The 19,429-nt window shown below is 72.3% G+C and carries 20 protein-coding genes and 1 riboswitch; of the genes, 10 read left to right on the forward strand and 10 right to left on the reverse strand.

The annotated features are described in order from the left end of the window. Window positions 1-117: 117 nt before the first annotated feature. Window positions 118-594: a C40 family peptidase gene (locus OG764_RS31295; protein WP_328971678.1), complete on the reverse strand. Its 477-nt coding sequence runs from the start codon at window positions 592-594 to the stop codon at window positions 118-120. A 3-nt stretch (window positions 595-597) separates the two neighbouring features. Beyond that, a riboswitch (cyclic di-AMP (ydaO/yuaA leader) is annotated at window positions 598-757 on the reverse strand. A gap of 571 nt (window positions 758-1,328) precedes the next feature. Here OG764_RS31295 and OG764_RS31300 point away from each other — a divergent pair. The 7 genes from OG764_RS31300 (at window position 1,329) to OG764_RS31330 (ending at window position 7,691) form a co-directional block, all read left to right on the forward strand. Further along, the gene (locus OG764_RS31300) at window positions 1,329-1,631 is read left to right on the forward strand and encodes an urease subunit gamma (protein WP_328971679.1); all 303 of its coding nucleotides are present in this window, start codon (window positions 1,329-1,331) and stop codon (window positions 1,629-1,631) included. A 17-nt stretch (window positions 1,632-1,648) separates the two neighbouring features. Beyond that, window positions 1,649-1,960, forward strand: a complete 312-nt coding sequence (locus OG764_RS31305; RefSeq protein ID WP_328971680.1) for an urease subunit beta — start codon at window positions 1,649-1,651, stop codon at window positions 1,958-1,960. Next, window positions 1,953-3,674, forward strand: a complete 1,722-nt coding sequence (locus tag OG764_RS31310) for an urease subunit alpha (protein WP_328971681.1) — start codon at window positions 1,953-1,955, stop codon at window positions 3,672-3,674. Before OG764_RS31305 ends, OG764_RS31310 begins: the two co-directional genes overlap by 8 nt. 28 nt (window positions 3,675-3,702) lie before the next feature. Next, complete coding sequence (locus OG764_RS31315; RefSeq protein WP_328971682.1) at window positions 3,703-4,377, forward strand: urease accessory protein UreF; 675 nt, start codon at window positions 3,703-3,705, stop codon at window positions 4,375-4,377. 25 nt (window positions 4,378-4,402) lie between these two features. Next, the gene (ureG, locus tag OG764_RS31320) at window positions 4,403-5,092 is read left to right on the forward strand and encodes an urease accessory protein UreG (RefSeq protein ID WP_328971683.1); all 690 of its coding nucleotides are present in this window, start codon (window positions 4,403-4,405) and stop codon (window positions 5,090-5,092) included. Next, window positions 5,089-5,883, forward strand: a complete 795-nt coding sequence (locus OG764_RS31325; RefSeq protein ID WP_328971684.1) for an urease accessory protein UreD — start codon at window positions 5,089-5,091, stop codon at window positions 5,881-5,883. The genes ureG and OG764_RS31325 overlap by 4 nt, the downstream gene beginning before the upstream one ends. Before the next feature lie 158 nt (window positions 5,884-6,041). Beyond that, entirely contained in the window at window positions 6,042-7,691 is a 1,650-nt protein-coding gene (locus tag OG764_RS31330; protein WP_328971685.1) for an alpha/beta hydrolase, read from the forward strand. A 70-nt stretch (window positions 7,692-7,761) separates the two neighbouring features. Here OG764_RS31330 and OG764_RS31335 read toward each other — a convergent pair whose 3' ends face one another. The 6 genes from OG764_RS31335 to OG764_RS31360 form a co-directional block, all read right to left on the reverse strand. Continuing rightward, on the reverse strand, window positions 7,762-8,478 hold the full coding sequence (locus tag OG764_RS31335; RefSeq protein ID WP_328971686.1) for a lysophospholipid acyltransferase family protein: 717 nt from the start codon (window positions 8,476-8,478) through the stop codon (window positions 7,762-7,764). Between the two features lie 89 nt (window positions 8,479-8,567). Beyond that, window positions 8,568-8,726, reverse strand: a complete 159-nt coding sequence (locus OG764_RS31340) for a hypothetical protein (RefSeq protein ID WP_328971687.1) — start codon at window positions 8,724-8,726, stop codon at window positions 8,568-8,570. 149 nt (window positions 8,727-8,875) lie between these two features. Beyond that, window positions 8,876-9,832, reverse strand: a complete 957-nt coding sequence (locus tag OG764_RS31345) for a cytochrome c oxidase assembly protein (protein WP_328971688.1) — start codon at window positions 9,830-9,832, stop codon at window positions 8,876-8,878. A gap of 91 nt (window positions 9,833-9,923) precedes the next feature. Beyond that, on the reverse strand, window positions 9,924-10,949 hold the full coding sequence (locus tag OG764_RS31350; protein WP_328971689.1) for a 6-phosphofructokinase: 1,026 nt from the start codon (window positions 10,947-10,949) through the stop codon (window positions 9,924-9,926). 236 nt (window positions 10,950-11,185) lie between these two features. Next, the gene (locus tag OG764_RS31355; protein WP_328971690.1) at window positions 11,186-11,914 is read right to left on the reverse strand and encodes a type 1 glutamine amidotransferase; all 729 of its coding nucleotides are present in this window, start codon (window positions 11,912-11,914) and stop codon (window positions 11,186-11,188) included. 24 nt (window positions 11,915-11,938) lie between these two features. After that, the gene (locus OG764_RS31360) at window positions 11,939-13,177 is read right to left on the reverse strand and encodes a Mur ligase family protein (protein WP_328971691.1); all 1,239 of its coding nucleotides are present in this window, start codon (window positions 13,175-13,177) and stop codon (window positions 11,939-11,941) included. A gap of 122 nt (window positions 13,178-13,299) precedes the next feature. Between OG764_RS31360 and def the strand changes: the two genes are divergently transcribed. Then, complete coding sequence (gene def / locus OG764_RS31365; RefSeq protein ID WP_328971692.1) at window positions 13,300-13,836, forward strand: peptide deformylase; 537 nt, start codon at window positions 13,300-13,302, stop codon at window positions 13,834-13,836. 63 nt (window positions 13,837-13,899) lie between these two features. Here the strand turns inward: def and OG764_RS31370 are convergent, their stop codons facing one another. Then, window positions 13,900-14,544 carry a TetR family transcriptional regulator gene (locus OG764_RS31370; protein WP_328971693.1) on the reverse strand — a complete coding sequence of 215 codons (645 nt, stop codon included), beginning with the start codon at window positions 14,542-14,544 and terminating at the stop codon, window positions 13,900-13,902. A 164-nt stretch (window positions 14,545-14,708) separates the two neighbouring features. Here OG764_RS31370 and OG764_RS31375 point away from each other — a divergent pair, with 164 nt between their 5' ends. Next, window positions 14,709-15,938 (forward strand): acyl-CoA dehydrogenase family protein, encoded by a 1,230-nt coding sequence (locus OG764_RS31375; RefSeq protein ID WP_328971694.1) that lies wholly within the window; start codon window positions 14,709-14,711, stop codon window positions 15,936-15,938. Window positions 15,939-16,362: 424 nt separating this feature from the next. Here OG764_RS31375 and OG764_RS31380 read toward each other — a convergent pair whose 3' ends face one another. Further along, the gene (locus tag OG764_RS31380; protein WP_328971695.1) at window positions 16,363-16,809 is read right to left on the reverse strand and encodes an SRPBCC family protein; all 447 of its coding nucleotides are present in this window, start codon (window positions 16,807-16,809) and stop codon (window positions 16,363-16,365) included. Window positions 16,810-16,965: 156 nt separating this feature from the next. Between OG764_RS31380 and OG764_RS31385 the strand changes: the two genes are divergently transcribed. Then, on the forward strand, window positions 16,966-17,151 hold the full coding sequence (locus OG764_RS31385; RefSeq protein WP_328971696.1) for a DUF5999 family protein: 186 nt from the start codon (window positions 16,966-16,968) through the stop codon (window positions 17,149-17,151). 173 nt (window positions 17,152-17,324) lie between these two features. Here the strand turns inward: OG764_RS31385 and OG764_RS31390 are convergent, their stop codons facing one another. After that, the gene (locus OG764_RS31390) at window positions 17,325-19,352 is read right to left on the reverse strand and encodes an ATP-binding protein (protein WP_328971697.1); all 2,028 of its coding nucleotides are present in this window, start codon (window positions 19,350-19,352) and stop codon (window positions 17,325-17,327) included. Between the last annotated feature and the right edge of the window lie 77 nt (window positions 19,353-19,429).

Here is a 19,429-nt window from a genome sequence, read left to right on the forward strand (position 1 = left end):
CTCGGGTAGGCCGCGGCGGGGGGCCGCCGCGGCCTCAACCTACCTGCGGAGCTGGGGGTTCCCCATCGATTAACGGAGCGGGCCGGTCGTGGCCGTGAGCCGGTCCCCCCGGCCGGTCTACCGCACCCGTCCGTACTTCACGCTGCCGGTCCAGATCTTCTCCAGACGGACCGTGGAGCCGGCCTTGGGTGAGTGCCAGATCCTGCCGCCGCCCGCGTAGATCCCGACGTGGTAGATGTTCCCCCGCGAGTGGAAGAAGACCAGGTCGCCCTGCTGCCGCGAGCCCGCGGAGATGTGCGTGGTCCTGTTGTACTGCTGGGCTGCCGTCCGGGGCAGCGTCTTGCCTGCGCGCTTGTACGAGTAGAGCGTCAGACCGGAGCAGTCGAACCGGGTCGGCCCGGTCGCCCCCCACTTGTACGGGGAGCCCTTCTTCGAGGCGGCTGTCTGCAGCGCCTTGACTGCCGTCGACGGGGCCGCCTGGGCCTCCGGGGCACCGCCGGGGACGAGCACCGAGCCCCCGACCACGGCGAGCGTGAGCACCGATGCGGCGCCGGCCCGGGACATCACAGACGGAACATTCTTGAGCGCGGACATGCGCAACCCTTCGTCAGCCGCCTGTGAAGGATGACCTGTCGGGTTCGGGCCTGCGAAGTTCGCCCGGCCGCCGAGACGGCTTCACCCCAAGGGGTGGCGGGCATCCATACCCGCCACCCCGTACTGCCTGGGTCCTCCACTCCTGCCGATGCACTCCTGTCGACCAGTCGTCCGGGTGAGGCGGCAGGACTCGGCGTCCGCCCGGACCGCCCCGCCGCGGCGGCGGGGGCTTGTCGTCCCAGGGATCCTGACTCACGAATTGCCGGAAAACTAAGCTCATTCGGTGGTTTGTGAGTCTCATCACGCCTGACCCGATTGGGCGCTCAAGGGTGATTTACGCCACGGTTGATACCGGCGGAAACAGGCCTCACCTGCAGCGAACCATCCTGCGCGGAGGGGGCTCAACCTCTCCGGTGCGCAACTCGAGGCGCGAACGGGTGACCCCAGCACTACTCCGAATGGGGGATGCGATCTCGGCCTCGTGTCGACCTTCCGGCCGCCACGACCCCGTCTCCAACATCCGGACGCAGGCATTGATGTGACGTTCGGTGCGGAAATCGGTACCGCCCGTGCCCGATGTGCCGCCGCCGCGGCTCCGTATACGGACGGCCCGGACGGGCCCGCCGACCGGCCAACCGATGCACTGCCCGAAACGTGAATTAACGAGACGGAAAAGCGGGCGTCCTAACGTGCGAGGCCCGTCGCTTCGCCAGCCGACCCTGAGGTGGGACCCCGTGCAACTGACCCCGCACGAACAAGAGCGCCTGCTCGTCCACGTCGCCGCCGACGTGGCGGACCGGCGCAAGGCCCGCGGCCTGCTCCTCAACCATCCGGAAGCGGTCGCCCTCATCACCGCGCACATCCTGGAAGGCGCCCGCGACGGGCGTACGGTCGCCGAGCTCATGGCGTCGGGCCGCAAGGTGCTGACCCGCGACGAGGTCATGGCCGGCATCCCCGAGATGATCCGCGACGTCCAGGTCGAGGCGACGTTCCCCGACGGCACCAAGCTCGTCACCGTCCACGACCCGATCCTCTGAAGGGCGGCGCGCATCCGATGATCCCCGGAGAGATCCTGTACGGCGACGGAGCGGTGGCCCTCAACGAGGGCCGGCCGGTCACCCGGCTCACCGTCCTGAACACCGCCGACCGGCCCGTCCAGGTCGGCTCCCACTACCACTTCGCGGAGGCCAACCCCGGCCTGCGCTTCGACCGCCCGGCCGCCCGCGGCCTGCGCCTGGACATCGCCGCCGGCACCGCCGTGCGCTTCGAGCCCGGCATCCCGGTCCCGGTGTCCCTGGTGCCGCTCGCCGGCGCCCGCATCGTGCCCGGGCTGCGCGGGGAGACCGGAGGTCCCCTCGATGCCTGAGCTCTCCCGCGCCGAGTACGCCGACCTGTTCGGGCCCACCACCGGCGACCGGATCCGCCTCGCCGACACCTCGCTGCTGGTCGAGATCGAGGAGGACCGCAGCGGCGGCCCCGGCCGGGCCGGCGACGAGGCGGTCTTCGGCGGCGGCAAGGTCATCCGCGAGTCCATGGGCCAGTCCCGCCTCACGCGCGCCGAGGGCGCACCCGACACGGTGATCACCGGGGCCGTGGTCATCGACCACTGGGGCATCGTCAAGGCGGACATCGGCATCCGCGACGGCCGCATCACCGGCATCGGCAAGGCCGGCAACCCCGACACCATGGACGGCGTCGACCCCACCCTCGTGATCGGCCCCGAGACCGAGATCATCGCGGGCAACGGGCGCATCCTCACCGCCGGGGGCATCGACGCACACGTCCACTTCATCTCCCCGACCCTCCTCGACACCGCCCTCGCCTCGGGCATCACCACCCTGGTCGGCGGCGGCACCGGGCCCGCCGAGGGCACCAAGGCCACCACCATCACGCCCGGACCCTGGCACCTGGCCCGGATGTTCGCCGCCCTCGACGCGCACCCCGTCAACATCGGGCTGCTCGGGAAGGGCAACACCACCTCCCGCGAGGCCATGTACTCCCAGCTGCGCGGCGGAGCCCTCGGCTTCAAGATCCACGAGGACTGGGGGGCGACCCCCGCCGCCATCGACGCCTGCCTCGGCGTCTGCGAGGAGACCGGCGCCCAGCTCGCCGTGCACACCGACACCCTCAACGAGGCAGGCTTCGTCGGCGACACCCTCGCCGCGATCGCCGGGCGGACGATCCACGCGTACCACACCGAAGGGGCCGGGGGCGGGCACGCGCCGGACATCATCACGGTGGTCTCCGAGGCCAACGTGCTGCCCAGTTCCACCAATCCGACCCGCCCGCACACCCTCAACACCGTCGAGGAGCACCTCGACATGCTGATGGTCTGCCACCACCTCAACCCGGCCGTCCCCGAGGACCTCGCCTTCGCCGAGTCCCGGATCCGGCCCAGCACCATCGCCGCCGAGGACGTCCTGCACGACCTGGGCGCCATCTCCATCATCTCCTCCGACTCCCAGGCCATGGGCCGGATCGGCGAGGTGATCCTGCGGACCTGGCAGACCGCACACGTGATGAAGGAGCGCCGGGGAGCACTCCCCGGCGACGGCCGGGCCGACAACCACCGGGCCCGGCGCTATGTCGCCAAGTACACGATCAACCCCGCCGTGGCGCAGGGCCTGGCCCGCGAGATCGGCTCGGTCGAGACCGGCAAGCTCGCCGACCTGGTGCTGTGGGACCCCGCCTTCTTCGGCGTCAAGCCCCTCCTCGTCCTCAAGGGCGGCCAGATCGCCTACGCGCAGATGGGCGACGCCAACGCCTCCATCCCCACCCCGCAGCCGGTGCTGCCCCGCCCGATGTTCGGCGCCCACGGCCGGGCCCCGGGCCTGAACTCCGTGAACTTCGCCGCACCCGCGGCCCTCGACGACCGGCTGCCCGAACGCCTCGGCCTGGCCAAGGAGTTCGTCGCGATCGACAGCACCCGCAATGTCACCAAGGCGGACATGCGCGAGAACGACGCCCGGCCCCGCGTCGAAGTGGACGCGGACACCTTCACCGTCACCATCGACGGGGAACCCGTGGAGCCCGCCCCCGCCACGGAACTGCCCATGGCCCAGCGCTACTTCCTCTTCTGATGGGCACGCTCATGACGGGCGGCCGACGATGAGCCGGGCCACCCTGCTGCTCCTCGCCGACGGACGCTTCCCGGCCGGCGGCCACGCCCACTCCGGCGGCGCCGAGGCGGCCGTCAAGGCCGGCCGGATCCGGGACGCCGCCACCCTGGAGGAGTTCTGCCGGGGCCGGCTGCACACGGCCGGGCTGGTGTCGGCCGCCCTCGCGGCGGCGGTCGCCCTCGGCCTGGACCCCGCCGAAGCCGACGCGGCCGCCGAGGCCCGCACCCCCGTCCCCGCCCTGCGCGCCACCTCGCGGCGGCTCGGCCGGCAGTTCCTGCGGGCCGCCCGCACGGTGTGGCCCGGGCCCGGACTCGACGCGCTGGCCGCCGCGTTCCCGCGCGGCGCGCACCAGCCCGTGGTCCTCGGGGTCACCGCCCGGGCCGCCGGACTCGGCCCCGAGGACGCCGCGTACATCGCGCTGTACGAGAGCGTCAGCGGGCCCGCGACCGCCACCGTACGGCTGCTCGGCCTCGACCCCTTCGACGCCACCGCCGTACTCGCCCGGCTCGCGCCCGCGCTCGACGAGACGGCCGGGCACGCCACCGCCGCCGGGCACCGCGCCCGCCGCGAGGGCGCCGGCGCCCTGCCCGCCGCCTCCGCCCCGCTGCTCGACATCGCCGCACACCAGCACGCCCACTGGCCGGTGCGGCTCTTCGCCTCCTGACCCTCCCGATCCGAAGGACCCGCCCATGCACCTCGACCACGCCGACACCTACCCGCAGCGCCACACCCACAGCGCGCCGCCGGTACGGGCCGACGGCGCGCGGCGCGCGCTGCGCATCGGACTCGGCGGGCCCGTCGGCTCCGGCAAGACGGCCACGGTCGCCGCCCTGTGCCGGGCCCTGCGCGCGGAGTTCTCCCTCGCCGTCGTCACCAACGACATCTACACCCGGGAGGACGCCGAGTTCCTGCTCCGCGAGGCGGTGCTGCCGCCGGAGCGGATCACGGCCGTGGAGACGGGCGCCTGCCCGCACACCGCCATCCGCGACGACATCTCCGCCAACCTCGAAGCCGTCGAGGACCTGGAGGACGCGGTCGGCCCGCTCGACCTGGTGCTGGTGGAGTCCGGCGGCGACAACCTCACCGCCACCTTCTCCCGGGGCCTGGTCGACGCCCAGATCTTCGTCATCGACGTGGCGGGCGGCGACGACATCCCCCGCAAGGGCGGCCCCGGCGTCACCACCGCCGACCTGCTGGTCGTCAACAAGACCGATCTCGCCCCGCACGTCGGCTCCGACCTCGGCCGGATGGCCCGGGACGCGCGCGAGCAGCGCGGCGAACTCCCCGTCGCCTTCCAGTCCCTGCGCAGCGCCGAGGGAGTGGCGCCGGTGGCCTCCTGGGTCCGCGACCGGCTGGCCGCGTGGACGGCCCGGCCGTGACCACCGCCCCGAGGCCGGCGGCTGCCGCCACGCCCGGCTCCGGCATCCGGGCCGATGCCCGGATCACGGCGGTGGCCGACGGCCGGGGCGGCACCGCGCTGCCCGAACTGGCCGGTTCGGGACCGCTCGCCCTGCGCCGCACCCGCTCGCCCGGAACCGAGGCCCACATCACGCTGGTCGGTGCGATGAGCGGCCCGCTCGGCGGCGACCACCTCTCGCTCACCGCCGACGTCGGCCCCGGCGCGGCGCTGCGGCTGAATTCGGCCGCCGCGACGATCGCGCTCCCCGGCCGGGGCGGCGCCCCCGCCCGCTACGACGTACGGCTCACCCTCGCCGACGGCGCGGCCGTGCGCTGGCTGCCGGAGCCGCTGGTTTCCGTGCGCGGCAGCGACCTGCACGTCCGCACCCGGGCCGAACTCGCCCCCACCGCCCGGCTGCTGCTGCGCGAGGAGCAGGTGCTGGGCCGGACCGGGGAGGAGCCCGGCCGGCTCGCCGCCCGGCTCACCGTGTGGCGGGCCGGCCGGCCGCTGCTCGACCAGGAAGTGTGCTGCGGCCCCGGGGCGCCCGGTGGCTGGGACGGGCCGGCCGGGCTCGCCGGGCACCGGGCGCTCGGTCAGCTGCTGGTCGTGGACCCGGGTTTCGACCGGGAGCCGCCGCCGGCCCGGCAACTGGGGGAGTACGCCGTGGCGGCCCCGCTGGCCGGGCCCGCGGTGCTCGTCACGGCCGTGGCGCCGGACGCCCTGCGGCTGCGCGCATTGCTGGACGAAGCCGTCCAGTGGTACGGCTGGTGAACCCCGTACCGCTCAGCGGTACTCATTAATCCGGTTATCGGGTTGGTAAAGAACCGGCCGCCACCCTTTTGTCAGGGACCACTCAGGCGAAAGGATCCCACTGCAGTCAGACCGAATCAGGCCGTCACCGGCCTTACATGACGCAGGGGGACAACCACGTGATACGCACAGCGGTGCTCGGTGGAGCCGGCACTCTGATAGCGGGCACGCTCATCGCGGGAGCCGTCATCGCTCCGTCGGCCGCGGCCGACACCCAGAGCCAGACCACCTCCGAGGCCCGCGGCGCGGCCATCGCCGCCGCCCGGGCCGCCCGTACGGGCATCGCCTGGAAGGACTGTCCCGCCGACTGGGGCTTCGAAGCCCCCATCAAGTGCGGCTGGGTGAAGGTTCCGCTCGACTACGCGAAGCCGTACGGCAAGCAGATCGAGATCGCCGTGGACCGCATCGGCAACACCGGCACCAAGGCCGACCGCCAGGGCGCCCTCGTCTACAACCCGGGCGGCCCGGGTGGCTCCGGCATGCGCTTCCCGCGCCGGGTCACCACCAAGAACCCGCTGTGGACCAACGTGTCGAAGGCCTACGACTTCGTCGGCTTCGACCCGCGCGGTGTGGGCCACTCCGCACCGATCTCCTGCATCGACCCGCAGGAGTTCGTCAAGGCCCCCAAGATGGACCCGGTTCCGGACAGCGAGGCCGACAAGCGCAAGCAGCGCAAGCTCGCCGCCGCGTACGCCGACGGCTGCCAGAAGCGCAGCGCCGCCATGCTGCCGCACATGACCACGCCGAACACGGTGCGCGACCTCGACGTCATCCGCGCCGCCCTCGGCGAGAAGAAGCTGAACTTCCTCGGCGTCTCCTACGGCACCTACATCGGCGCCGTCTACGCGGAGCTGTACCCGACCCACGTCCGCCGCATGATCGTGGACAGCGTGGTCGGCCCCTCGCGCGAGAACATCTGGTACGAGGCCAACCTCGAGCAGGACGTCGCCTTCCAGATGCGCTGGAACGACTGGAAGAAGTGGGTCGCCAAGAACGACGCCACCTTCCACATCGGCAACACCGCCGCCAAGGTCGAGGCCCAGTGGCTCAAGCTGCGCGCCACTGCCAAGAAGAACCCCCTCGGCGGCAAGGTCGGTCCGGCCGAGCTGATCAGCTTCTTCCAGAGCGCCCCGTACTACGACTCCGCCTGGGTGCCCACCGCCCAGGTCTGGAGCGACTACCTGGGCGGCAACACCCAGGCGCTGGTCGACGCGGCCGCCCCGGACATGACGGACATCGCGGGCAACATCGCCTCCGAGAACGGCAACGCCGTCTACACGGCCGTCGAGTGCGCGGACGCCAAGTGGCCCACCAGCTGGAAGAAGTGGGACCGCGACAACACCAAGCTGCACAAGGACTACCCGTTCATGACCTGGGCGAACGCCTGGATGAACCTGCCGTGTGCGACCTGGAAGTCCAAGCAGCACAACCCGGTCGAGGTCAGCGTCAAGAGCAAGCTGGCGCCGGTCCTGATCGTCCAGGCCACCCGTGACGCCGCCACCCCGTACGCCGGCGCCGTCGACCTGCACAAGCGCCTGGCCGGCTCGCGTCTGATCACCGAGAAGGGCGCCGGCTCGCACGGCGTCACCGGTCTGGTCAACCCGTGCATCAACACCCGGGTCGACACCTACCTGCTCACCGGCAAGGTCGACGCCAAGGACGTGGTCTGCGCCCCGCACGCCACCCCGGTCCCGACCTCGGCGGCCAAGGCCCGCGCGCAGGTCAACGCCCACGCGGCCTCGGACCTGCCGGCCCTGCCGCAGCGGTAGTCCGCGAAGCACCACCGAAGTGACGTCCTCACGGAAGTGACGACTTCACCGAAGTGACCACGGAGAAGGCTCAGCGCGACCTGCGCTGGGCCTTCTTCGCTTCCGCCGCGGCCTGCTCCTCGGCTTTGACCTCCGCCGCGTACCGGTCCACGTACTCCTGGCCGGACAGCCCGAGGATCGCGTACACGATCTCGTCGGTGACCGCCCGCAGCACCGCCTTCTCGCCCTCCAGACCCGCGTACCGGGAGAAGTCCAGCGGCTCCCCGAAACGGATCGTGACCCGCTTGAGCCGCGGGACCACCTGGCCCGGCGGCTGGATCTCGAAGGTGCCCACCATCGCGCACGGGATCACCGGCACCCCGGCCTGCAGGGCCATCGCCGCGACCCCGACCTTCCCCTTGTACAGCCGGCCGTCGTGGGAGCGGGTGCCCTCGGGGTAGATCCCGAGCAGCTCACCCTTGGCGAGCACGCCCAGCCCCTCGCGGATCGCGGCCTGACCGGCTGCCTTGCCGCTGCGGTCCACGGGGATCTGCCCCGCGCTGCGGAAGAACGCCGCCGTGAGCCGCCCCTTGAGGCCCGGGCCCGTGAAGTACTCGGCCTTCGCCAGGAAGGTGATCCGCCGCTTGAGGATCGCGGGCATCAGGAAGTGGTCGGAGAACGACAGGTGGTTGCCCGCGACGATCGCGGGCCCCTCCGCCGGGATGTGTTCCAGCCCCTCGATCCGCGGCCGGAACAGAAGCCGCAGCAGCGGCCCCAGAAGCACGTGCTTGAGCAGGTGGTAGAACACGGGCAGACCCCTTCGTCGCCGCCGGACGCTCGTAGATTTTGACAGCTCACGCCGCCGCGCGTACGGGAGAGGGCGAGGACGGGGACTTTTCAGTTGCTGCGGGAGGCCGCCATGCCGGCGGTCAGCAGGCCCAGGACGACCCAGCCGAACCACAGCCAGCCGTTGGAGCCGAGCACGACGGAGTAGGCGGAGACCACCACGAGACCGCCGAGGGTCAGACCGGCCATCGTCTTCACAGATCCGGGCATGCGCGCGTCCCCTTCTCCCGGCAGTCCGGGGGGTACCGCTCGGCCCGGACGGCGATCAGGTGGCCATCGTCGCTCCAAAGGCGGCCGCGGCGCTACTCTCCGCGCCGCGGCCCTGCCCGGCGGGGCCGACGGGACCGGAGCCGACCGGGCTACCTGCTGCCGGTGCGGAGCGAGGCCAGGTACGCGTTGTAGGCCTCCAGCTCCTTGTCGCCGTCCCGGTCCGCGGCCCGGTCGGCACGCTTCGCGATGCGCTGCTCCGAGTGGTACCACTGGAAGATCAGGGCGATCAGCACCAGCACCGAGGGGATCTCGCTGAACGCCCAGGCGATCCCGCCGGCCCACTGCTGGTCGTCGAGCGGGTCGATGCCGAGCGAGCCGGGCGGATTCGCGTACGTGCCGATCATCGGCTCGGTGGCCATCATCAGCGCGATGCCGAAGAAGGCGTGGAAGGGCATGCCCGCGAACAGCTCCAGCATCCGCATCACGTAGCCGGGGCGGTGCGGTCCCGGGTCCACGCCCATGATCGGCCAGAAGAAGATCAGCCCGACCGCGAGGAAGTGCACCATCATCGAGATGTGCCCGGCCTTGCTGCCCATCAGGGTGTCGAACAGCGGCGTGAAGTACAGGGCGTACAGGCTCGCGATGAACATCGGGATCGTGAACGCCGGGTGCGTGACCACCCGCATGTAGCGGCTGTGCAGGAACATCAGCAGCACCTCGCGCGGCCCCTTGCGGCCCCGCCCGGCGGGCGGCAGGGCCCGCAGCGCCAGCGTCATCGGCGCGCCGAGCAGCAGCAGGATGGGGGAGAGCATGCTGATCACCATGTGCTGGACCATGTGCACGCTGAACATGACCATGCCGTAGTCGTTCAGCTTGGTGCACATCACCAGGGCCACGCTCAGCACACCCGCGGTCCAGGCGGTCGTACGGCCCCACGACCACGCGTCGCCGCGGCGGCGCAGCCGGACCACGCCCCAGCCGTACAGCGCCAGCCCGAGCAGGCACCCGATCAGGAAGAACGCGTCGGGCGAGAACTCCAGGCCCCGCCCCAGCGTGAACGGCGGCAGGTCCATGTTCATGTCCATGCCGTGCCCGCTGTGATCCATGTGCCTACTCCCTTGACCGTGGTGCCCCACCACAGTAGTGCCGCCCCCGGTCGCGACTGCGGCCGGGGGCGGTACAAGAGAGGGGGAAAGATCACAAAACGTTCTGCGCCTCGTCGTAGCGCTCGGCGGGCACCGTCTTGAGGGTCTCGACCGCGCTCGACAGCGGCACCATCGCGATGTCGGTGCCGCGCAGCGCGGTCATCATCCCGAACTCGCCGCGGTGCGCAGCCTCCACCGCGTGCCAGCCGAAGCGGGTGGCGAGCACCCGGTCGTACGCGGTCGGGGTGCCGCCGCGCTGGACGTGGCCGAGGATGACCGGGCGGGCCTCCTTGCCCAGGCGGCGCTCCAGTTCGACGGCGAGCAGGTTGCCGATGCCGGCGAACCGCTCGTGGCCGTAGATGTCCTTGCCGCCGTCCTGGAACTCCATCGAGCCCTCGCGCGGCTTGGCGCCCTCGGCCACCACCACGATCGCGAACCGCTTGCCGGCCGAGAAGCGCTCGCCGACGATGCCGGTCAGCTCCTCGATGTCGAACGGACGCTCCGGGACCACGATCGCGTGCGCGCCGGCCGCCATGCCCGAGTGCAGCGCGATCCAGCCGGTGTGCCGGCCCATCACCTCGACCACCATGACCCGCTGGTGCGACTCGGCGGTCGTCTTCAGCCGGTCCAGCGCCTCGGTGGCCACGCCCACGGCGGTGTCGAAGCCGAAGGTGACGTCCGTCGAGGCGATGTCGTTGTCGATGGTCTTCGGCACGCCCACGATCGGCAGGCCGGCCTCGGACAGCAGGTTCGCGGCCTTCAGGGTGCCTTCGCCGCCGATCGGGATGATCGCGTCCAGGCCCAGCTCGGCGACGTGTCCGCGGGCCCGCTCCACACCGTCGCGCAGATGGGCCGGCTGGACCCGCGAGGAGCCGAGGATGGTGCCGCCGCGGGCCAGGATGCCGGCCACCGCGTCGAGGTCGAGCTTGCGGTAGTCGCACTCCAGCAGGCCCTTCCAGCCGTCCTGGAATCCGATCACCTCGTCGCCGTGGTCGACGACGGCGCGGTGCACGACGGAACGGATGACGGCATTGAGGCCGGGGCAGTCGCCTCCGGAAGTGAGCACACCAATGCGCATGGCAGGAAGACCTTTGCAACGTGGGCCGACGACCGGACCACGTCGTCCGGTTGGAACTGACGCCAGCCTACAAGCGCCCGGGGTGTGGACTGAACCATCCTCCACATGCTGGTCACATCGGTTGTGCGAACGCTCAATCCGGCGTTCGGGGCTCATCTGAGCAACACGAAAGGCCGTGGCGAAACGCCGCCGGCCCGGACCTGGGGCAGGTCCGGGCCGGCGCCGTTCGTGCGTCCTCAGGCGGGCTGCGTGGCCGCCGCGATGCGCTCGTTGCGCAGCGCCTCGTACCAGCGGTCGTCGACCGGCGGCAGCGCGTTCACGTCGAGGGCCAGCTTCAGCAGCAGGTCCGCGATCTGCGGGTTGCGGGCCATCACGGGACCGTGCATGTACGTGCCGAACACGGTCTCGTTGTACGCGCCTTCGGTGCCGTCGCCGGTACCGTTGCCGCGGCCCAGCCGGACCCGGGCGAAGGGCTTCGCCGTCGGACCGAGCTGGGTGACGCCCTGGTGGTTCTCGAAGCCGGTCAGCTGCGGCAGGCCGAGCCGCGGGTCGATGTCCGCGAGGACGTCGCCGACGCAGCGCTCACCGGTGCCGCGCACGGTCTCGACGTCGAGCAGGCCCAGGCCCGGCTCGCGCTCGCCCAGGTCGTTGATGAAGGCGTTGCCGAGGATCTGGTAGCCGGCGCACACCGAGAAGACGATCGCCCCGTTGGACACCGCCCGCTCCAGGCCGCCGTCCCGGCGCAGCCGCTCCGCGGCCAGCCGCTGCGGCCGGTCCTCGCCGCCGCCGATCAGGTAGATGTCGCCCGAGGTGGGGATCGGCTGGTCGCTGCGCACGTCCACGCGCTGCACGTCCAGTCCGCGCTGGCGGGCCCGGCGCTCGACGACGAGGGCGTTGCCCTGGTCTCCGTACGTGCTCAGCAGGTCGGGGTAGACCCACACCAGACGCAGGCTGTTGTCGCTCATTCGCTTTCGTCCTTCTCCGGTGGGTCAGTTGCCGACGCGGCGGCGCACGTCCTGGAACGCCGTGTAGTTGGCGATCAGCTCGATCTGGCCGGGCGGGGCCAGCTGGACGGCCTCGTCCAGGGTCTCGCAGACCCGGAAGTCGAGGCCGGCGACCTCCAGGCGGACCGCGAGGTCGAGGCGGCGGTCGCCGATGACGAAGATCGGGTGACCGGCGAGGCGCGGGTAGTCCACGTCCCACAGCCAGGAGGTGTCGGTGCCGTCCGCGCCGCGGGCGTTCACCGAAAGGATCACGGGCGCCGGCGGCGGGTCGATGAGGGAAAACGTTTCGAGCCAGCCCGCCGGGTTCTTCGCCAGCAGCAGCCGCAGCTCGCGGCCCTGGAAGTTCACGACGTCGTAGCGGCCCGCGACGGCCTGCACCTGGTACATGCGCTCCAGGGCGACCTGTGGCGGCACGCCGAAGACCGCGGCGACGGCGGCCGAGGTGGCGGCGTTCGCCTTGTTGGCGCGGCCGGGCAGCTGGAGGTGGATCGGCCAGGCCGAACCGTGCGGGTCGAGCACGTGGTCGCCGCTGAGCACCCAGCTCGGCGTCGGGCGGCGGAAGCCGCACTCGCCGCAGAACCAGTCGTCGCCGGGGCGCTGCATGACGCCGCCGCACGACGGGCAGGACCAGGCGTCGTCCTTCCACTCCTGGCCGGCCGCGACCCACACGACGTTCTGCGAGGAGGACGCCGACCACACGATCAGCGGGTCGTCGCAGTTCGCGATGACCACGGCCTTGGAGCCGGCCAGGCCCTCGCGCCACTTCTCGGCGAGCATCCGGGTCTCGGCGGCGCGGTCCAGCTGGTCGCGCGACAGGTTCAGCAGCGCGATGACCTTCGGGGTCACGTCGCGGGCCACGCCCGCCAGGTACTTCTCGTCGACCTCGATCACGCCGTACTTGGCGTCCGAGCCGCCGGCGAGCGCCGAGGTGATGCCCGCGGGCATGTTCGCGCCGAGCGCGTTGGAGACCACGGGGCCGCTGGCCCGCAGCGCCTCCGCGATCAGGCGGGTCGTCGTGGTCTTGCCGTTGGTCGCGGAGACCAGGACGACGTCCAGGTGCTGCGCCAGCGCCCCCAGCAGATCGGGGTCGAGCTTGAGCGCGACCTTGCCCCCGATCACCGATCCGCTTCCGCGCCCTGCGGCCCGCGACACCGCCGCCGCGGCCTTGCCCGCCGTCACGGCCAGCTTGGCCCGCGGCGAAAGCGGCTCTGTGTTGCCTGCCATCGTCCCTGTTCCTCCTTGCGTCGGTCCGGCCCAGCCTATCCAGAACCCGCCAGGCCCCCGACCGCGGCGCCGCTGTGAGCCGCGGATCTCCTCATATATTCGCCCGACGTACCCTTACGCCCATGCGACAGCGTCCCCTTCCCGGCAGCTCCGGTCTCGTCCGCACCATGACCCTGCTGGGCGACCCGGTGCTCCGTTCCGCTTGTGCGGAGGTCACCGAATTCGGCCCCGGGCTCGCCCGGCTCGTCGAGGACATGTTCGCCACGATGTACGCGGCCGAGGGCGTGGGCCTGGCCGCGAACCAGATCGGCGTCGCACAGCGGGTGTTCGTCTACGACTGCCCCGACGACGAGGACGTCCGGCACGTCGGGCACATCGTGAACCCGCGGCTGGTCGAGGCGGACGGCATCGAGATCCTGGGCCCCGAGGGCTGCCTGTCGCTGCCGGGGCTGGAGGCGGGGACGGTCCGCCACGACCGCGCCGTGGTCGAGGGCGTGACCCTCGACAACTCCCCGGTGCGGATCACCGGTACGGGCTTCTTCGCGCGCTGCCTCCAGCACGAGTGCGACCACCTGGACGGCACGGTCTACGCGGACCGCGTCACCGGGCTGCGCGCCCGGCGGCTCCAGCGGCAGATCCGCAAGGCGGCCTGGAGCTGAGACGGGGCCGGCGGGTGTCCGGGCCGTCCCTTCCGGATCCGGCCCGACCCGGGCCGTCCCTTCCTAGAACCCCGGGCCGTCGGCCCGGTTGCCGGCCGTGGCGAGGCGGCCCCACAGCAGGTCGGTCAGCGCGGTGACCAGCTGCGCGCGGGCGCACGGGCGCTCGCCGAGCCACCAGTCGCCGGCCGCGTGCATCATGCCGACGATGCCGTGGCCCCACACCCTGGCCAGTTCCTCGCCGTCCGCGCCGAGGTCCACCCGCTCGGCGATCACCTTGGCCAGCTCCTCGCCGAGCCGCCGCAGCAGCGGGGCCGAGTGCAGGCCGACGTCGAACCCGCGTTCCGCGGAGTGCGGGTCCTCGGCGGGGTGCATCAGGAAGCGGTACACCTGCGGGCGGGCCTCGATGGCCGCGAGGTAGGTGTCGAGGGTGGCCTCCACCCGGCGGCGCCGCTCGGCCGGGGCGTCGAGAGCGGCGCGCAGCGAGTCGAGCAGGGCGTCGGTGTGGCGGACGGCGAGGGCCTGGTAGAGGCCCGCCTTGTCGCCGAAGTGCCGGTAGAGGATCGGCTTGGTGATGCCGGCCTCGGCGGCGATCGCGTTCATGGAGGCCCGGGGGCCGTCCCGGAGGACGACCCGGTCGGCGGCTTCGAGCAACTCCCGTCGCCGTCGATCGGCCGTGCCCTGCCGGCCGTCCTGCTGCGTGGTCTCCATGACGTTTCTTCTCCCCGCCCGTGCGATTGCGTGACGCCCACGCAACGTAACACCCCGTGCCTCGGGGGGATCGGACCGGCCGCGGCGTTGACATTGGCTACTGGCGGGTAACAGACTGTGCTCCTTGCTGATGTTACTACGGGTAACGCATTTTTGGAGGGGACATGGCGGAGTTCACCATGGAGCTCAACGAGGACCAGAAGCAGGTCCGTGACTGGATCCACGGTTTCGCCGCCGACGTGATCCGGCCCGCGGCCGCCGAATGGGACGAGCGCGAAGAGACTCCGTGGCCCGTCATCCAGGAAGCCGCCAAGGTCGGCATCTACTCCCTCGACTTCTACGCCCAGCAGTTCTTCGACCCGACGGGCCTCGGCGTCCCGATGGCGATGGAGGAGCTGTTCTGGGGCGACGCGGGCATCGCCCTGTCGATCGTCGGCACCGGCCTCGCCGCCATCGGCGTCGTCGCCAACGGCACCGAGGAGCAGATAGGCACCTGGATCCCGCAGATGTACGGCGACCAGAACGACGTGAAGGTGGCCGCCTTCTGCTCGTCCGAGCCGGACGCCGGATCCGACGTGGGCGCGATGCGCACCCGCGCCGTCTACGACGAGGCCAAGGACGAGTGGGTCCTGAACGGCACCAAGACCTGGGCGACCAACGGCGGCATCGCCAACGTCCACATCGTCGTCGCCGTCGTCGACCCCGAGCTCGGCACCAAGGGCCACGCCTCCTTCATCGTGCCGCCGAACACGCCCGGCCTGACCCAGGGGCAGAAGTTCAAGAAGCACGGCATCCGCGCCTCGCACACCGCGGAGGTGGTCCTTGAGGACGTCCGCGTGCCCGGCTCCTGCCTGCTCGGCGGCAAGGAGAAGCTCGACGAGCGCCTGGCGCGGGCCCACGAGCGGGCCAAGGCCGGCGGCGGCGAGCGCGTGAAGAACGCGGCGATGGCCACCTTCGAGGCCTCCCGGCCGGCCGTCGGCGCCATGGCCGTCGGCACCGCCCGCGCCGCGTACGAGGTCGCACTCGACTACGCCAAGACCCGCACCCAGTTCGGGCGCCCCATCATCGACAACCAGGGCGTGGCCTTCCAGCTCGCCGACATGCGCACCCAGATCGACGCGGCCCGGCTGCTGGTCTGGCGGGCCTCCTGGATGGCGGTCGCGGGCAAGCCCTTCACGTCCGCCGAGGGCTCGATGTCCAAGCTGTACGCGAGCGAGGTGGCCAAGAAGGTCACCGCGCAGGCGCTCCAGATCCTCGGCGGCAACGGGTACACGCGGGAGTACCCGGTGGAGCGGATGCACCGGGACAGCGCCATTTACACGATCTTCGAGGGGACGAGCGAGATCCAGCGGCTGGTGATCGCGCGGACGATCTCCGACATGCCCATCCGCTAGCCGCACCCCGACCCGCCCCACCTCGCCGGCGCCCTGAGGCAGCCCCAGCCTCGCCGGCTGGCCTTGGCGCACCTTCAGCCTCGCCGACGCCCTGAGGGGCACCTCCCAGCCTTGCCGGCTGGCCTTGGCGCCCTTCAGGCTCGCCGACGCCCTGAGGGGCACCTCCCAGCCTCGCCGGCGTTTGAGGCGCGGGTCCGGGCGGGGCCCGGTACCCGACGGAGCCGGGTTGCTTGGGGCTCCGCCCCAAACGCCGCGCCTCAAACGCCGGCGAGGCTGGTAATGGTCCGCTCGGGCTGAGGTTGGCCTCGGACGCCGGCGGGGCTGGGTTGGGCTCGGCCCGAGACCCGGCGCCTCAAGGGCCGGCGAGGCTGGGTTGGGCTCGGCCCGAGACCCGGCGCCTCAAACGCCGGCGGGGCTGGAGGGGCTACGGCTCGTGGAGTAGGGCGGTCAGGGCGTGGGTGAAGAGGGCGGTGGCGGCCGTGGTGAGGGGTGGGTCCAGGGGGCGGGGGAGGCCGCGCACGCGTAGGGCCTCGCGCCACACGACCCGGCTGCCGGACGCGCCGTCGGGCGCCGGGAGGACCTCGATCTCGGCCCAGCCGGTGACCACGCGACCGCGTTTCTCCAGACGCACGTACCCACCGCCCCCGGCACCCGGCGGCTGCCACGCCACCACCTCCATCGGGTCGTCGAAGGCGAACCGCCCGACCCCGGTCCGGGCGGTGAACAGGGTCCCGACACGGGTGGGCGGCGCCGTCCCCACCACGGTCCGCGTGAGCGGCACGTGCGCGCCGTGCCGCTCCCAGTCGGTGAGCAGCCGCCACGTTTGGGTCACCGGTAGCGGCGTACTGCGCACGATTCGGATAAAGGCCACCCACAGAGCGTAAATCGGCCGCTCGGTCCTTGAGATACAGCACGAAAACGGGTTCCGCCGACCCCGGTTGATCAGTAATACTTCCGGCCACCGTGGATGGCGGCACGACCGCAATGACCACCGGCCTTGCGCCTCCACAGAGCCAGGAGGTGCGCCATGTGCACACACCAGCCACCCTGCCCACCGGCCGACAGTGCCGATCACGACGCCGCCCGCACCGTGGCCTTCCACCCGGAACAGGGCTGGAGCCTGCTGTGCAACGGAGTGGTGCTCTTCGACGACACCGGGGAGCTGCTCCCCGACGGCCGCACGGTGGAGTCCCGCCGCCCGGTCGCGGTCTGAGCCAAGGAGGCCTGAGAGATGCGCCAGCTGCAGATACGCAAGCCCACCCCCAAGCCCGCCCCGCGCGACCTGGACCTGCGCACACCGTCGGGCAGACCGCTCCCGTACTGACAGGTACGGGAGCCAGACCCGCCGCCGGGCCGGTCGCACAGCGGCCCGGCGGCCGCCCCGGCTCACGGCTGCGGCGCCGCGCCGCGCTGGAAGGCCCGGTCGAAGGCATCGTCGCCGACGGCCGCGCGGGCCTGCCGCTCGGCGGCGTCCCGTACGGCCGCCAGTGACGGCGAGCCCATCTGCGGCTGCCCCACGGTGCGCCACAGCGTGTGCCCGGAGCCCAGCAACCGGGCGGCGTGTTCCCCGTCGCCCTGGGCCGCCACCGCGGCCGCGAGCAGGTCCAGGCCCAGTGCGATGCCGAAGCTGTCGTGCAGCAGCCGCTTGCCCGAGAGCATGGCGCGGACGTGCCGTTCCGTCTCGTCGGGACGGCCCGAGCGCAGCGCGATGAGGGCCAGGACGTAGTCCGCGTACGCCCGCAGCCAGCGCTCGCCCAGCCGCGTACAGGCGTCCCGCAGCTCGGTGGCCTCCACCGAGGCCTCCTCGAAGCGCTCCAGGTCGCACAGCGCGTACGAGGCCGAGAGCCGGCACAGCAGCGCGCCCGGCCCGTCCGGCCGGCCGCCGCGCGCCACGATCTCCTCCCGGGCCGACCGGTCCGCGATCTCCAGCGCCCGCAGCGGGTCTCCGGGCATCAGGACGGACACCGACACCAGGTAGGCGGCGCGCAGCTCCAGCTCGGGGTCGCCGAGCCGTCGCGCCAGGCGCGCGCTCGCGAGGCCGTGCGCGAGGCCGGTGTCCAGATCGCCCTGGAGCATCGCGGTCAGCCCGAGGGCCCACACGGCCCTGGCGCGGACCGGCCCGGCGCCCTGCGCCGCCGCGGCCAGCGCCCGCTCCAGGAAGGACCGGCCCTCGCGCAGGTGGCCGCAGCAGAACCAGAGGAACCACAGGCTCCCCGCCATCTCCAGGGCGGCCGCCGGATCGGTGCCGAGCAGGTGCTCCAGCGCGGCCCGCAGTTCCATGTGGTCGGCGCTCATCCGCCGGTACCAGTCCACCTGGCCGTGGCCCAGCCAGCCGGCGTCGGCCTCGCCGGCGAAGGCGGCGAACCAGTGGGCGTGCCGGTCGGCGAAGCGCCGCTCCTCGCCGAGTTCGGCCAGCCAGGTGCGCCCGTACTCGCGGATGGTGTCGAGCATCCGGTACCGCTCGCGGGCCCCTTCGACGGTGCGCCGCACCACGGACTTCCCGGCGAGGCCGGCGAGGACCGCCGCCACCTTGCCGGCGGGCAGCGGGCCGCCCGCGCAGACGGCGCGCGCGGCGGCGGGTGTGAAGTCGCCGGCGAACACCGACAGGCGCGCCCACAGCAGCCGCTCGAGCGGTTCGCACAGCTCGTGGCTCCAGCCGATGGCGGTACGCATGGTCTGGTGCCGGGGCAGCCGGGAGGTGGGCGCGTCGGAGAGGACCTCGAACCGGGTGCCGAGACGTTCCGCGACCTGTTCCAGGGACCACAGCCGCAGCCGGGCGCCGGCCAGTTCCAGGGCCAGCGGGATCCCGTCGAGGCGCCGGCACAGGTCCGCGGCGGTGGCCGCGCGCCCCGGGTCGGTGAAGGCGGCGGCCGCGTGCGGGGTGGCCGACACGGCGCGGTCGCGGAACAGGGCGAGCGCGTCGCTGTCGGCGCCCTCGGCGGGCAGCGGCCGGACCTCGGTGACCCACTCGCCGTGGCAGCCGAGCGGCTGGCGGCTGGTGACCACCACGGTGAGGCGGGGGGCGGACTGGAGGAGCTCGCCGACGAGGTGGCGGCACCGCTCGACGAGGTGCTCGCAGGTGTCCAGGACCAGCAGCATGTCCTTGTCGGCGACCCAGGCGCACAGCTCCTCGTCGCAGGAGCGCAGGGACTGCTCGGAGAGGCCGAGGGTGTGCGCGACGGTGGCGGAGAGGAGGCCGGGGTCGCGCAGCGGGGACAGCTCCACCCACCAGACTCCGTCGGGGAACCCGGGGCGGGCGTTGCGGGCCGCCCGCAGGGCGAGCCGGGACTTCCCCACCCCGCCCACACCGGTCAGGGTGACCAGCCGTCGGTCCCGCAGGAGCCGGCGCAGCCGGTCCAGTTCGGTGCTGCGTCCCACAAAGCTTGCCGTCTCCGACGGCAGATTCCCCAACACGGCGACAGATTCTGTCTCAGGGGCAGGGTGACGCAAGTCCTCGTGATCATTGTTGATCGAACGGTCACCCTCCCTTT

The organism is Streptomyces sp. NBC_00239 (assembly GCF_036194065.1).
GTDB lineage: Bacteria > Actinomycetota > Actinomycetes > Streptomycetales > Streptomycetaceae > Streptomyces.

Excerpts from the sequence above, each read along its gene's own strand:
- OG764_RS31295 (WP_328971678.1), bottom strand. The coding sequence starts at position 594 with ATGTCCGCGCTCAAGAATGTTCCGTCTGTGATGTCCCGGGCCGGCGCC.
- OG764_RS31305 (WP_328971680.1), top strand. The coding sequence starts at position 1,649 with ATGATCCCCGGAGAGATCCTGTACGGCGACGGAGCGGTGGCCCTCAAC.
- OG764_RS31310 (WP_328971681.1), top strand. The coding sequence starts at position 1,953 with ATGCCTGAGCTCTCCCGCGCCGAGTACGCCGACCTGTTCGGGCCCACC.
- OG764_RS31315 (WP_328971682.1), top strand. The coding sequence starts at position 3,703 with ATGAGCCGGGCCACCCTGCTGCTCCTCGCCGACGGACGCTTCCCGGCC.
- ureG (WP_328971683.1), top strand. The coding sequence starts at position 4,403 with ATGCACCTCGACCACGCCGACACCTACCCGCAGCGCCACACCCACAGC.
- OG764_RS31340 (WP_328971687.1), bottom strand. The coding sequence starts at position 8,726 with ATGCCCGGATCTGTGAAGACGATGGCCGGTCTGACCCTCGGCGGTCTC.
- OG764_RS31345 (WP_328971688.1), bottom strand. The coding sequence starts at position 9,832 with ATGGATCACAGCGGGCACGGCATGGACATGAACATGGACCTGCCGCCG.
- OG764_RS31350 (WP_328971689.1), bottom strand. The coding sequence starts at position 10,949 with ATGCGCATTGGTGTGCTCACTTCCGGAGGCGACTGCCCCGGCCTCAAT.
- OG764_RS31355 (WP_328971690.1), bottom strand. The coding sequence starts at position 11,914 with ATGAGCGACAACAGCCTGCGTCTGGTGTGGGTCTACCCCGACCTGCTG.
- OG764_RS31360 (WP_328971691.1), bottom strand. The coding sequence starts at position 13,177 with ATGGCAGGCAACACAGAGCCGCTTTCGCCGCGGGCCAAGCTGGCCGTG.
- def (WP_328971692.1), top strand. The coding sequence starts at position 13,300 with ATGCGACAGCGTCCCCTTCCCGGCAGCTCCGGTCTCGTCCGCACCATG.
- OG764_RS31370 (WP_328971693.1), bottom strand. The coding sequence starts at position 14,544 with ATGGAGACCACGCAGCAGGACGGCCGGCAGGGCACGGCCGATCGACGG.
- OG764_RS31375 (WP_328971694.1), top strand. The coding sequence starts at position 14,709 with ATGGCGGAGTTCACCATGGAGCTCAACGAGGACCAGAAGCAGGTCCGT.
- OG764_RS31385 (WP_328971696.1), top strand. The coding sequence starts at position 16,966 with ATGTGCACACACCAGCCACCCTGCCCACCGGCCGACAGTGCCGATCAC.